The organism is Muribaculum intestinale (assembly GCF_002201515.1).
In the GTDB taxonomy this organism is placed as follows: domain Bacteria; phylum Bacteroidota; class Bacteroidia; order Bacteroidales; family Muribaculaceae; genus Muribaculum; species Muribaculum intestinale.
The window spans coordinates 2,551,628-2,565,874 of the sequence record NZ_CP021421.1 but is presented as its reverse complement, the minus strand read 5'-3'; the positions used below and the strand labels follow the sequence as shown (position 1 = coordinate 2,565,874).

At 49.0% G+C, this 14,247-nt stretch carries 11 protein-coding genes; 5 read left to right on the top strand and 6 right to left on the bottom strand.

All coding sequences use genetic code 11. The features are described 5' to 3' along the window. Positions 1-18: 18 nt before the first annotated feature. Positions 19-1,041, top strand: coding sequence for a YncE family protein (locus ADH68_RS10370; protein ID WP_088294810.1), 1,023 nt, complete (start codon positions 19-21; stop codon positions 1,039-1,041). Between the two features lie 93 nt (positions 1,042-1,134). After that, entirely contained in the window at positions 1,135-3,138 is a 2,004-nt protein-coding gene (locus ADH68_RS10365) for a TonB-dependent receptor plug domain-containing protein (protein WP_394364983.1), read from the top strand. 74 nt (positions 3,139-3,212) lie between these two features. Here ADH68_RS10365 and ADH68_RS10360 read toward each other — a convergent pair whose 3' ends face one another. Continuing rightward, positions 3,213-3,728: a helix-turn-helix domain-containing protein gene (locus tag ADH68_RS10360; RefSeq protein WP_157755890.1), complete on the bottom strand. Its 516-nt coding sequence runs from the start codon at positions 3,726-3,728 to the stop codon at positions 3,213-3,215. A gap of 519 nt (positions 3,729-4,247) precedes the next feature. Then, entirely contained in the window at positions 4,248-6,419 is a 2,172-nt protein-coding gene (locus ADH68_RS10350) for a DUF4838 domain-containing protein (RefSeq protein ID WP_232321555.1), read from the bottom strand. A 433-nt stretch (positions 6,420-6,852) separates the two neighbouring features. On the opposite strand from ADH68_RS10350, the gene ADH68_RS10345 reads away from it, so the two are divergent. Together ADH68_RS10345 and ADH68_RS10340 are read left to right on the top strand one after the other, a co-directional pair. Further along, on the top strand, positions 6,853-7,626 hold the full coding sequence (locus ADH68_RS10345; protein WP_068959933.1) for an IS5 family transposase: 774 nt from the start codon (positions 6,853-6,855) through the stop codon (positions 7,624-7,626). Positions 7,627-7,804: 178 nt separating this feature from the next. After that, a complete protein-coding gene (locus ADH68_RS10340) occupies positions 7,805-8,368 on the top strand; it encodes a GNAT family N-acetyltransferase (RefSeq protein ID WP_068960876.1) in 564 nt (187 codons plus the stop codon). Between the two features lie 90 nt (positions 8,369-8,458). Here ADH68_RS10340 and ADH68_RS10335 read toward each other — a convergent pair whose 3' ends face one another. The 3 genes from ADH68_RS10335 to ADH68_RS10325 are packed head-to-tail and all read right to left on the bottom strand — an operon-like array spanning position 8,459 to position 11,717. After that, positions 8,459-9,631, bottom strand: coding sequence for an iron-containing alcohol dehydrogenase (locus ADH68_RS10335; RefSeq protein ID WP_068960877.1), 1,173 nt, complete (start codon positions 9,629-9,631; stop codon positions 8,459-8,461). Positions 9,632-9,685: 54 nt separating this feature from the next. Further along, positions 9,686-11,119 carry an aldo/keto reductase gene (locus ADH68_RS10330; RefSeq protein ID WP_235606674.1) on the bottom strand — a complete coding sequence of 478 codons (1,434 nt, stop codon included), beginning with the start codon at positions 11,117-11,119 and terminating at the stop codon, positions 9,686-9,688. Between the two features lie 37 nt (positions 11,120-11,156). Further along, positions 11,157-11,717, bottom strand: coding sequence for a sugar O-acetyltransferase (locus ADH68_RS10325; protein WP_068960879.1), 561 nt, complete (start codon positions 11,715-11,717; stop codon positions 11,157-11,159). Positions 11,718-11,952: 235 nt separating this feature from the next. Between ADH68_RS10325 and ADH68_RS10320 the strand changes: the two genes are divergently transcribed. Then, entirely contained in the window at positions 11,953-12,849 is an 897-nt protein-coding gene (locus ADH68_RS10320) for a helix-turn-helix domain-containing protein (RefSeq protein WP_068960880.1), read from the top strand. 233 nt (positions 12,850-13,082) lie between these two features. Here the strand turns inward: ADH68_RS10320 and ADH68_RS10315 are convergent, their stop codons facing one another. After that, complete coding sequence (locus tag ADH68_RS10315) at positions 13,083-14,141, bottom strand: leucine-rich repeat domain-containing protein (RefSeq protein ID WP_068962060.1); 1,059 nt, start codon at positions 14,139-14,141, stop codon at positions 13,083-13,085. Positions 14,142-14,247: the final 106 nt, after the last annotated feature.

Genomic DNA, 14,247 nt, shown 5'->3' with positions numbered 1-14,247 from the left:
TTTACGGCATGCCAATGCATGCTTGTCACTTCATGTATGAAATGGGATTATGGTGAAGAAGAGGAATTCACCATACCACCTCATGGCCTGTTTATCACCAACGAAGGCAACTACCAGTATGGAAATGCCACACTGTCTTACTATGACCCCTCGACCAATACCGTAGAAAACGAGCTGTTTTACCGTGCCAACGGATACAGGCTCGGCGATGTGGCCCAGTCCATGACTATCCACGACGGCAAAGGCTGGATTGTGGTAGACAATTCCCACGTAATATTCGCAGTGGACACACGCACACTGAAAGAGACCGGACGCATCGAGGACTTCACCGCCGCACGATACATACATTTCATAAGCGACACGAAAGCATACGTGACCCAGCTATGGGATAACCGTATATTCATCATCGACCCCACAACGTATTCCATCACAGGATATATCACCGTGCCCGGCATGGAGGCCGACAACGGGTCGACAGAGCAGATGGTGCAATATGGGAAATATATCTACTGCACATGCTGGAGCTACCAGAACAGTGTTATAAAAATCGACACCGAGACCGACCGTGTCGTCGACAAACTGACTGTGGGCATACAACCCTCATCAATCGCTATCGACCACAACGATAAGCTGTGGGTACTCACCGATGGCGGATACGACGGAAGCCCCTATGGATACGAAGCCCCGACAATCTGCCGTATCGACGCCGAGACATTCGGCATAGAGAAGCGCTACACCATGCGCCTCGGCGAATCTCCGTCGGAACTTCAGCTAAACGGCGACCGCGACAAGCTGCTATGGATAAACGGAGGGATATGGTGCATGGAAATCAATTCCGACGCACTCCCTGCAGCGCCTCTCATCGAAGAGCGAAGCACGATATATTACGGTCTGACCGTGAATCCCGACAACGGAGAGATATATGTGGCCGATGCGATTGATTACCAGCAGAGAGGCATCATATACCGCTACAGCCCCGCCGGCTCTCTTATTGACCAATTCTACGCAGGCATAAATCCCGGCGCATTCTGCTGGAACTGACTTCAACAATCCACACGACCAATCTGACCGATGCCTGACACATCCGCCCCACTCTGCTTTATGAATTCCAAAGGACTACTCCTACTTACCGCCATGTCGATTGCGACACCGGCCATAGCACAAAAGACCTATCGGCTCGGCGAAGTAATCTATACCGCCAAACGGCCGATGAAAGATATCGGCATACAGAAAACCGTGCTCGACTCATCCATGCTGAAAGAGAACATCGCACTGTCGATGGCCGATGTGCTGACATTTAATTCGTCGATTTTCGTCAAGAGCCACGGACGCGCCACTCTGTCGACTGTGGCATTCCGCGGCACATCGCCAAGCCACACACAAGTGACATGGAACGGAATGCGCATCAACAGCCCTATGCTGGGCATGACCGATTTCTCTACGATTCCGTCGTTTTTTATCGACCGGGCATCACTGCTCCACGGCACATCGTCGGTCAACGAGACAGGCGGCGGCCTGGGAGGCCTTGTAAAACTGGCCACATCGTCCGACATCAACGACGGGCTCGGATTGCAATACGTGCAGGGCATAGGCTCGTTCAGCACTTTCGATGAATTCGCACGTGTCACCTATGGCAGTGACAAATGGAAAGTGTCGACACGCGCCGTATACTCCTCGTCGCCCAACGACTATACATACATCAATCACGACAAGAAACTTAACATATACGACGACAACCACAATATCATATCCCAGTATCACCCGAAAGAGCGCAACCGCAACGCCTCGTTCAAGGATTTCCATCTGCTTCAGGAAGTATACTACAACACCCTGCACGGCGACCATTTCGGCATGAACGCATGGTATACAAGCTCAAATCGTGAATTGCCACTGCTGACTACCGACTACGGCGAGTCAGACTTCGAGAACCGTCAGCGCGAACAGACCATACGCGGCATACTCTCATGGAATCACATCAGGAGCTCCTGGAAAGCAGGAGTGAAAGGCGGGTATATACACACATGGATGGCCTATGACTATCGCCGCGAGACAGCCAATGACAACTGGACCACCATGACGCGCTCGCGCAGCCACATCAACACATTCTACGCCCAGGCCGAAGGTGAATATACCCCATCACGCAAATGGTATTTTACAGCCAATCTGTCGGCACACCAGCAATTCGTGCGCAGCGAAGACCGCAACATACAGCTCCAGGATGCCAACCGCGCCATTATCGGATATGACAAGGGCCGGATTGAACTTTCAGGCGCGGTATCGGCAAAATGGCAGCCGTGCGAACGCCTGGGCATGTCAGCCGTGATGCGCGAGGATATGTATGGGAGCACATGGGCACCGCTCATACCCGCTTTTTTCATCGACGGCATCGTGTCGCACACCGGCAACATCATGCTGAAGGGTTCCATATCGCGCAACTACCGGTTTCCCACCCTCAACGACCTGTACTTTCTGCCGGGCGGCAATCCCGACCTGAAAAGCGAACATGGATTCAGCTACGACCTCGGGGCCACATTCAGCACAGGAAAGCCCGGAGTGTTCTCCATTGACGGAGGGGCGACATGGTTTGACAGTCACATCAGCGACTGGATAATCTGGCTCCCGACGACAAAGGGATTCTTCTCGCCCCGAAATGTAAAGAAAGTACACGCATACGGCATCGAGACAAAGATAAATATCGGAATACAGCCGATTAAAGACTGGCACTTAGACCTCAACGCGTCATACTCATGGACTCCGTCGATAAACGAGGGAGACAAAATGTCAGACGCCGACCGTTCCGTAGGAAAGCAGCTTCCATACGTGCCACGCCATTCGGCCTCGCTGACAGGACGTCTCTCGTGGCACTCTTGGGCTTTTCTATACAAGTGGGTATATTATTCGCGGCGATTCACCATGTCAAGCAACGAATATACTCTTACCGGCCACCTGCCAGAATACTTCATGAACAATATATCGCTTGAAAAAAGTTTCTCATTCCGTCCCGCCGACCTGTCATTGAAACTCGCTGTAAACAATCTTTTCAACGAAGACTACCTGTCGGTGCTGTCACATCCGATGCCCGGGATAAACTTTGAATTCTTCATCTCAATTACGCCCAAACTGCCGTCTAAGAAATAAGAGCTTGTTTAATAGCTTGTCTAATAATACCACGTTCCTCCCCCAAAACATCTGTTAATGCCGGGGAACGTGGGCTAATTATAGCCGATGCTTATCTGTTTGCGAAACTGCGTGGGACTTATTCCGGTAACCCGCTTAAACATTCTGGAGAAATGTTGCGGATACTGAAATCCAAGGTCATATGCAACGATACTAATATCATCATCCGTGGCAGTAAGCTGCTGCTTGGCAAATTCTATAATCCTGAGTGATATCAGTTCCTGTGCGGTTTTGCCGGTTTCCTTCTTTACCAGATCGCCGAAATAGCCGGGTGTCAGATTTACTATCTCAGCAAAATAATTCACAGTAGGCACTCCATCTTTGCCATGACCGTCGGCATAGTACTCCTTCAGCGCCTTTTCAAATTTTGTCAATACATCCGAATTGACCTTACGGCGAGTGATAAACTGACGCTCATAAAAACGTGACAAATAATCAAGGAGCACCTGGATGTGGCTGGCCACAATCTCAGCAGTGTGATTATCGACAGGATGCTCTATCTCATTCTTTATACGGTCAAGACATTCGATAAACAATTTCCGCTCATCCAACGACAGATGCAAGGCCTCTCGCTGTGAATAGTCAAAAAAGCTGTAATTCTTAGAGCTTGTTTAATAATAAATGTTGCCGACAGGGTCGTATAGCTTGAGGCGATTTTCGACATGTGACGAAGGAGTGTACTTTATGTACATGACTGAGGAATAGGGCGAAAAGCGGCCAAGATATACGAGACAAAAGGTAACTTTATAACCTATACAATCTCTTGGCTGCTTGTAAGGTAAATGCAAAAATATATCAACTATATGAAACAAATTACCTCTCGTCGGCCATTCGCCGGCATATTTCCGCCCGCTCTTCGGTCGTTATGGAGCCCCATAACTCCCTCATCACAAGCGAAAATCTGTCCGACGACTGACCGCCCTGACGGTAACATTTATTATTAAACAAGCTCTTAATTTTGGCGGCAAGCGGAGTACCATAAAACAGATCGGGATGAAACATCAGCCCTACAACATCCGGGGCCAACACGTCGGTTTCCGACTCCACGCTTATAATATTTATCGGGAGTATCAGTCGACGGTAACTTCGTCAAGGAAGAACCATGCGGGATATCCCACGCCATAGTGCCACGACGGGCAGGTCTTCACGCCTGTTATGTCGACCTTTATGTAGCGGGCTTTTACAGGCGAGGGCGACTCATGGCCGAGCGATACGAATTTCACCTTAGGGTCACGGTCCTCAGGCTGCACCTTCTCGCCGAAATGGGTGAAGTCGACGCCATTGTCTGAAATGCTGTAGACCACCTTCTCCGGCAGAAGAATCCATGCCCCAAGCTGATGGAGAAAGTCGGAGGAAACCGACGAAAACTCTTTTTCCTCGCCAAGGTCAATCACAAACGAGCCATCGATACCTTCCCACCCTATCCAGCTCTCGACGAAGGTGGTGCCTCCGTATAGGCCGTCGGTAAGGGCTGTCTCTCCGATTTCGGCATATCGCCCTGTAGGAGGCACGTTCCAGGTTATCTTTGCGCCAGCGGCCTTGTTGACAGTTGTGCCTGGCAGGAAGCGCTCCATGTACAGCTTGCAATATTCCGAAGGATGATTGTTGCGCTCGTTGAGTGTGGGCACTCCGTATTCGGCAGTGCGCTCGTCAAACAGGGCAAGAGCCTGCTTCAGCTCCTCCGGGTCGTGCCCCTGCTCGGTACGTGCGATTTCAAGCTCGGAATACTGGAGTGGGAGGCGCGCCATGCGCACACGGCGCAGCAGCACCGAATCGCCGGCAACGGCACGCTCGGCATCGTCAAACAGCTCGTTGTAGCGCTTGCGACACTTGGCATTGAGCATTCCGTCCTTGTGAGTGACCGGCGAATCGTAGATCCACAGTTCCTTGTCGCTGGCGAGCAGGCCACCCTCAAGCAGCTTCTCATACTGGTAGATATACGGGGAGGCCGCACCGTAGTAGCCATCCATAAACGAGCGCATGAGCGAGTCGGCGTCGAGATACGGATTCCACATCAGTTTGCTCACCATATACGCCCTCATCTCGGAGAAGTCGCCGCCTTTCGAGCCGCCGATTTGCGAGAAGTGCATCGTAGCGTTATGCTCCTTGAAGAGCTGTATGTTTTTCTGAAGAATAGGGAAGTTGGGGAACGGCGCCACCATGTTGTCGAAGTTGATGCCGTAGTCCCAGATGAAGATATTGTTGGAAATCTTCGACCACCCCTCAAGCGCCTTCATGAAGTCGCGGCCCGAGGCATTGTCGGTAAGTGGCACCTCGCGCTTGGTGTCAATGTCACACAGCATAATATTGACATTGGGCAGAGGCTTTACATGCTTGGGCGGATGCATCGTAAACAGATAGGCGAGTGTCGAGAACTGCTTGTCGGGGAAACGCTCGGCAAGTTTGTTGAGGAAACGCACATAGTTGCCCGACAGACTCCCCTCGTACTCGTCAATCTTGCTGCACTCCTCACAGTGGCAATTGGTAAAATTGCCGTCGTTCTGACTCACGGATATCATGTTGCGGTCGGGGTTGGCCTTGAAAATAGAGTCGATGCGTGCGGCAACAATCTCAAACAACTCAGGATTGGTGAGACACCATTGACTCGCGTTGCCCGGACGACGCATACCGTTGATATATGAGTAATACTCCGGATGCGTCTCGCCATACTCTTCCGGAGGGAGCAGACGCCGGAATGTATGTACCCACAGACCGTCGGCAAACTCATCGGACGGCTCCTCAAATCGCATCCATATCCTGTAGATTGGGTCCTCCTGCATCGCATAGCACTGGCTCTGACGATAGCGGAACGCAGGATTTACCACACGGTCGCCGATAGCGGAAATATCTACGGTCGAGCGACGGTCGAGAGTATAGGCATCGGCGGCATAGTATTGCACGCCAAGATAGTCTTCGAGCAGCTGCACCACACCGTTGAGTGTGCCCTTGTCGCCGCCGCTGCTTATATAGAGTATGCCATCGCCGTCAGCGAGGCGGAATCCGTCCTCAGTAAGACCTTCGGTCGAGCCCTGACCGATTACTACGTCGCCCTTCTTAAGTTTTTTCGACTCGACTACCGGCAGCTTTGCATCACTGATGCGCCCTACAAAGTCCTGCAGAAGGTCGGCCGCACGGCGGTCGACAGGAGAATCACTGTTAACTACAATACGCGACTGAGGCTTTCCGTCGCGCACAAGCGTAATCTGCCCCTGCGCCGACAAAACGCACGCAGGCAACAGCATCGCTCCGATTACACTTCTAATTTTCATGATAAGGTAAAAGACTTATATCTAATAATTTATAAAAGATTGACTAATTCACATAGCACAGCGAGAATACCACCGGCACCCTCGCTTTGCTACAAATTTAATATTTATTTCTTATCCATACAAATCACCCGATTACCGGAACGCCGACAACACCCTGGCTCTCAATCGCATACCCTCCACATCCACCTACTATTATGCATCCGTCAAATGATTTCACCACAGGAGCATCATAGCGCAAGCCATTTTAAACTTTCATACCGAACTCCGACCGCCTCATAATCCTTATAGATAGTAAAACGATAAATAAACAAGGTAATTAAGAGATTGTCTAAAAATTAGTGCGAAATAATGTTATTAGGCATAACAAACCCTCAATCAGAGTGTTGAAAGAGAAAAGGCTAATATTATGCACGAAATCAATCTCTATCAGACACATCTGACCGAGGGTCAGTGGTCTTATATAAACAAAGAATTCCTTGAAAATGATAGACGCAAGAGAAAATATTCACTACAATCAGTTTTTGAAGCTATCCTCTACCTATTGGCCAGCGGTTGTCAATGGCGAAGGTTGCCTCACGACTATCCCGCGTGGAAAAGTGTCTATTATTACTACCATAAATGGAGACAAGAGGGTCGTGTCGAGCATTTCCTTGAGAAACTCGTCAGAAAGATACGTCGCAAACGCGGCCAGGCATCAAGTCCGAGTGTTGGCGCGATGGATGCCCAAAGTGTCAGATGGGGTAGCAGACAGGGAGATAACGGATATGACGGCAACAAAAAAGTCAAGGGTGTCAAAAGGAATATCATCACCGACCGCAATGGCTTCATCCTTGCGAGGAAAGTCTGTAACGCTGGTATTCACGATTCAAAAATGGCTCATGATCTATGCGGACTGGCGGATGATGTATGGGAAGACCTGCGCAAGGTATTGTCCGACCGAGGGTATCGGGGAGACGTGGACAAAGACATTGAAAAAGACTTCGGCATCGAGCTTGAGGTATCCAATACCCCCAATGGAGTTAAGGGATTCCTGCCAAAGCCGCTCAGATGGGTGGTTGAGAGGACTTTCGCATGGCTTGACTCTTGCCGCAGACTCGCCCGGAACTATGAGATACTGAATGAATCAGCGGAAGAAATGATTGATTTCGCTGCCATAAAATTTTTAATCAATAAAATTTAGACAATCTCTTAGAGATTGTCTAAATTTATATGATACCGATTTTGAGAAGGATTGTCTGATGGATTTTTGCTTGTGATGAGGGAGTGTAGCCGTAGCTACATGACCGAAGAATAAACAAAAAGACGCGGACAAGACTCTCAAAAGCAAAGTAATATGAATTTTAGACAATCTCTAAGAGATGGCAGACAAAAATCCGGACGCACCGGCCATAATTGAAGAAGACCGCATCGTCAGATATTCACAGCCTGATAAGATGATTGAGTTAAAAAGGATAACGGCTCTGCCGACCCTGATGCACTGGCGCGCTGAAGTTATAAGGAATGTGTCTGGTGTCGAGCCTCATCCGCGTATGCTCGTTGCCAACCGGCAGTACTATCGCAAGCATATCGCAGATGACACACACCTGGCTTTTGTAGCTGAATACGACGGAGTGGAATGTGGCTGCGGAGCAGTATGCTTTACCGAAGAACTTCCATCGCCCAACAATCCGACGGGTCGATGTGCATATCTTATGAACATATATGTCCGTGAGCTTTTCCGCAACAAAGGCATCGCACATCATATAATCACGCGATTGGTCGATGAAGCCCGCGGGAGAGGCTGCGGGAAGATATATCTTGAAACCACTTCTGACGAAGGTGGCAAATGCAAGATTGTGCCAAACGCAAGGTCCCTGTTTTCTGGCGCTTCCATTTATCGCAAGTATCTTCATATTGCCATTGTTCCCGTTAATCAGATTTGAGGCACCGGCCAGTCCGGTTGAGCTTATCACAGCACCAGCCGCCAGTGCCCCAATCCGTTTAATAGCATCACGTCTGTTCATGCCGGTTAATCAGAGGCTATTGCGAAGAATGTCAACAATCTCGGCATGGTCAAGAGTCTGATAGCCGCCGGTCAGAATGATGGTGGAATCGGCGATGCGGTCAAGCATGTCGGGTGTGACACCGAGCGATGTTATTTCGGAAGCTGCACCGATTTCCTTTATCCATGATTCAAGTGCGTCAATACCCTCAGAGGCTATCTGCTCATCGGTTTTTCCTTCAGGAATAACGCCCCAGATTACTTCTGCAAAACGCACAAAGCGTTTCAGTCCGTATCTCATGATGTGGCGGTAGTATGCCACTGATACACCTGAAAGAGTCATGCCGTGTGTTGCGTCAGTATATGCACCTATGGCCTGACCTATCATGTGAACCATCCAGTCCTGTGGCTTGCCCTCTCCGATAAGGGTGTTGAGTGCCCATGTGGCCGACCACATGAGATTGGAGCGGGCTTCATAATCCTCCGGATTTTTAACTGCCACACGGCTTGATGCGATTACAGAGCGCATAAGTCCTTCGGCGAGATAATCGGACGTACTGTCGTCATCGCCGGAGAAATACTGTTCCAAAATGTGGCTCATGGTGTCGAATATTCCGGCTACCATCTGGCGTTGTGGCAGACTAAAAGTATATTTTGGATTGAGTACTGCAAACTTAGGCATCACATCTACGCCGAATACCTTGCCGATTTTCATCCTGGCGGCGTGGTTGGTGATTACCGAGCCTCCGTTCATCTCCGAGCCGGTACCGGCCATTGTCAGAACAGCACCTACCGGGATTATTCTTTCTCCGGGAGTCGGGTCTTCCTGTTTTACCCAGAATCGCTGCCATGCATCACCGTTATACCACGCCGAAACGCTGACAGCTTTGGCATAGTCGATTGTTGAGCCTCCGCCTACGGCAAGAATGAAATCCACGTTGTTTTCACGCGCAACCTTAATGCCCTCGTTCAGTTTTTCAACCGTAGGATTAGGCATTACGCCGGGTAGTTCCACCACTTCTTTGCCGGCGGATTTGAGCGCGGATATGACATCATCATAGACTCCATTACGCTTGATGGAGCCTCCGCCATAAGTGAGTAATACTTTCTTGCCGAAAGGCATGAGAGCCTTTGCGAGATTTTTCTGTGCTTCGTCACCAAAGAATAGCTTAGTGGGGTTGGCATATACAAAATTTCCTAACATAGTTTGGTTATTTTATGAGTTGTTTCGTTCTGTTAATAATTCAGTTTTTTCACATCAATACCAGTCATGTTTCTCGTTGCGGTTAAGTGCGGCAATCTGCGTCATCTCATCCTCGGTCAACTCGAAGTCAAATATTGAGATGTTCTCCTTCATGTGGTCGGGATTGCTTGATCCGGGAATTACGACAACACCACGCTGCAAGTCCCAGCGCAGAATGACCTGTGCGACTGATTTGCCGTGCCGCATGGCGATTTCGGTCAGCACCGGGTCGCTCAGCAATTCCTTCTGATGCCCTCTGCCCCCTAACGGATACCATGCCTCGACCGCTATTCCGAGATTCTGGATATGGGGAACAACATCGGTATCCTGATAATAGGGATGAACCTCGTTCTGCACAAGCACAGGCTTTATATCGACCTGACGGATGAACTCGTCGATTTCCTTAATATAGTAGCATGACACGCCTATGGAGCGGATTTTCCCCTCCCTGACATATCGCTCCATCGCTTTGTAGGCTTTCACGTCGTTTGTGCCGGGATGATGCAGAAGCATCAGGTCAACGTAGCCGAGGTCGAGTTTGCGCAGACACTCATCTATGGCGGCTTCGGGGTTGCCATACTGGTTGGGGTATATTTTCGTAGCCACAAAGATTTCTTCACGCGGCACACCCGATTCACGCACTCCACGGCCCACCTCTACCTCGTTGCCGTACATGTGCGCGGTGTCAATCTTTCGGAAGCCGAGAGAGATAGCCGACTTTACCGAGTTCACGCACACGTCGCCTGTAAGGCTGTATGTGCCGAGACCCACCACCGGCATATCATATCCGCTGCTGAGGCGGATTGTGGGTGCCTTACCGTTTTTTCCTTCTGAAAGAGGAAATTTAGAGTAATCCATATCTGTGTCAAATTTTATATCAAGTCCTGAAATCCACTTTTCAAGCTCTGTTTTGGCAGTGTTTCCCGCAAAGCGTCGTCCGGGTATCCAGACAGCATCCGGAGCGAGAGAATGCAGATTGCGGTCGCTGCTTCCAAGACCGCTGGAGTGTGAGGTGCAGAACGGCACAATCGTTTTCCCTTTGAAATCTCCGCGCTCAAGGAAGGTGCTGATTATACGCGGTGCTTCTCCCCACCATATCGGATAACCGAGGAAAACCACATCGTATCGGTCAAGACCGTCAGGCATACTTTTGATTGCCGGACGAGCCTTGGGATTGTTCTGCTCCCTGTTGGCGCGACAGTCGACGTTATAGTCGAGGTCGGCGGCAGTGTAAGGCTCTTCCGCTTCGATTCTGAATGTGGATGCCCCGGTTATGTCCGCTATACCCTCGGCAATACCTTCTGTGGTGCCTATACATGAGAAGTATGCCACCAGTACGCTGCCATTTTTGCCGGTTTCAGTGCCTAGAGTCGAATCAGGAACCGGATTTTCAGTTATGGGGTCATCATCCGTTGTGGTGCATGATGCACACGCTGTCAGAGAAAGCATGGACATTATCATTAAAAGCATTTTGATTTTCATATATTCAAGTATTTATATGTCGGATATACCTTGCGGGTATTCCTGCGACGATTGTATTATCAGCGACATCCTTTTTTACGACAGCACCGGCGGCTACTATGGCATTTTCACCGATGGTGACACCGGGCAGTATTATCGCTCCGGCTCCAATCCATGCGTTACGGCGAATCACAATCGGGGCTGTAATCAGTGAATGTCGTCTTTCAGGTTCTTCAGGATGTCCTTCGGTCGCGATTTTCACACCGGGTCCGATAAACACTCCGTCCTCCAGCGTTATGCCGCCCTGATCGAGAAAGGTGCATCCGAAGTTTATAAAAACCTCCTTGCCTACCGTTGTCATTTTGCCGAGAGCGGTATAAAACGGCGGGAACATCCTCACCGTGCTGTCAAGCCTCTGCCCCCAGATGCGTTCCAGAATGGCGCGTATCTCGTCGGGCGTATGGTAGCCGGTGTTCAACTCGGCGATAAGCCGACGGGTATTCTCAATCTCGTCACAGAGAAGTTCGGGAGCAGTCTCGGATATGTGCTCGCCGTTTCTCATACGTTCAATAATATCAGTTGCCATATTTCCTCCTTATTGATTTGTTTTCACACTGCAAAATTAGCTTCAAAACCAATGGCAGGAATAACCAATGTTACGCCTGAATGTACCTCGATTACGGAATATAACATCTGCCTTAAACCTCTGATTCGCAAAATGTACCAATCTTACGGATTTATGTACCCCGATTACATATTGGTGAGTTTCCTGCATTGCGCTACAACCGATTATAGCTATCTTTGCGAAAAAGAAATCTTATATGGAAATATACGAGGCAGACACTATTGAAAAATACAACCGCTATTTCGGTTTTGAAACACGACACCCGCTTGTCGGCATAGTTCATTTTGATGATACTGTGGAGCAACCGACACATTGCATGCACTTCGGTTTTTATTCGCTTTTCATCAAAAAGACCACCGGGTGCAAGATAAACTATGGAAAGACATCGTATGATTTCGACGATGAAACGGTTGTCAGTTTCGCTCCCGGCCAGACAGTAGGCATACATCGCCTGGAGGATGGCCCCGCACCGGAAGCTGTAGGACTGCTGTTTCATCCCGATTTTCTTCTGCGGACTCCCTTGGGTCATAAAATCAAGCAATACACATTCTTTTCCTACGCCTCAAACGAAGCGTTGCATCTGTCTACGGAAGAACGCCTGATTTTGCAGGACTATATGGACAAGATAGCCCGTGAGCTGCAACATCCCATCGACAAGTTTTCCAAGTCACTTATCATATCCAACATAGAGGTGATGCTCAATTACTGCATGCGCTTCTACGAGCGTCAGTTTGTCACGCGTGAAGAACTGAACCACAACGCTCTCGGCAAATTCGAGCAGCTGATTGACGAATATCTTGACAGTGGACGCGGAGCAATCGACGGAATACCCACAGTAAAGTATTTCGCCGACAAGATATGCCTTTCATCCAACTATTTCGGCGATCTTGTAAAGCAGGAAACGGGCAAGACCGCACAGGAATACATACAGCTGAAAATGATAACCTATGCTAAAAACTCGTTGTTGAATCCGGCATTGAGCACCAAACAGATTGCCGAACTACTTGGCTTCCAGCACTCGCAGCACTTCATCCGCTTCTTCAAAAAACAAACCGGAAGCACTCCAAGAGAATACCGGCTGCAACTGAATTAGGAACTGCGCTACCGGAGTTAGAGTATATTAAACTTAATAATCATCTTGAAATCCTAAGCAGCAGAAAGGGGTGCACCTCAATGTGAAGTGCACCCCTTTCGCAGGTAAAATATGGTTTATGGTCTGCTGTTCAGACTTAGCCTTTCGGGGATTTCTCAACCCCTTCGCGGCTTAAAAAGCTATCGTGACGAGGGAGAAGAGAGGCTGGAGCTGCCGCGAGGGCCACGCAGATATCAATAGTTCCACTGACATGCCACCATTGACAGATTGCTACAGCCGATAGTACGGAAATCGGTAATGTAGTTGTAGCGGCAGTTGATGTAAGTAAGAGCCGAGTCAAACGATACATCGAGCATAGTCAGCTGGTTGTTGTTGCAGATGAGACGCTGCAAGAATGTCTGGTTGCTCAGAGTGAGCGATGTCAGGTCATTGTAAGAGCAATCCACATACTGGATATTGGGACAATTGTCGACAGAGAACTGGGTAAGGTCGTTGTACGAGCAAACCACATCAATCAGTGCGTTACAATTGCGCAGCGCAAGAGTGTTCATACGGTTATCCGAACAGATGAAAGTGCTGAGCGAAGGCAGACCGGAGATGATAAGATTGCTGATTTCGTTGTCATCGATATTGAAATTGGTAAGATTCTCGACACCGAACAGATTGATAGTAGTAAGTTTGTTGTAACCACAGTAAAGATTCTTCAACTGGGCGCATCCCTCTACATTAAGGGCTTCAAGATGACATCCCTGGCAGTTAAGAGTCTTTAAAGTTGTCGCATTAGCCACACTCAGCTCGACAAAGAGATTGTTTGAGCAATTCAGGTTGGTAAGCAGAGGTGTATTCGTCAGATTTACATCTGTCAGACGGTTACGGTAAATCGAAAGATCCGTAAGAGCGGTGTTACCGCTTAGAGTAAGATTGGAGAGCTTGTTACGGCTTGCGTTGAGGTTGGAAAGAGCGGCATCACCGGTAACATTAATCGATGTAATGGCATTACGCGACACATCAACTTTCTTAAGAGCGGTAAATCCTGAAAGATTCAACTCGCCTGCGAGGTGTTTGTCCTTCCACTGGATGGCAACGACACGTCCGTTCTCAACAGTAATGCCTTCCCAGGTTGAAGGAGACGACATATCCGTGATTTTAAGAACCTCACCATTGGTGCCACCCTTCTCTGAGGTCTGAGCGGCAAAGGCCTGAAGCTGTTTCACCTCGTTTTTGTTCATTTTCTGTGCGAAAGCAGTCACACTACCCAGCATGAGAGCAATCAGAAATAAAGCTTTTTTCATAAACATTGAATAGTTGAGTTAGAAGTTTTTATACCCTTAAAACAATGCTCGCTAAAAAAGGTTTTAAAATGCTCTTAAATTTCGCCTGAAAAAAGGGCACATCTCC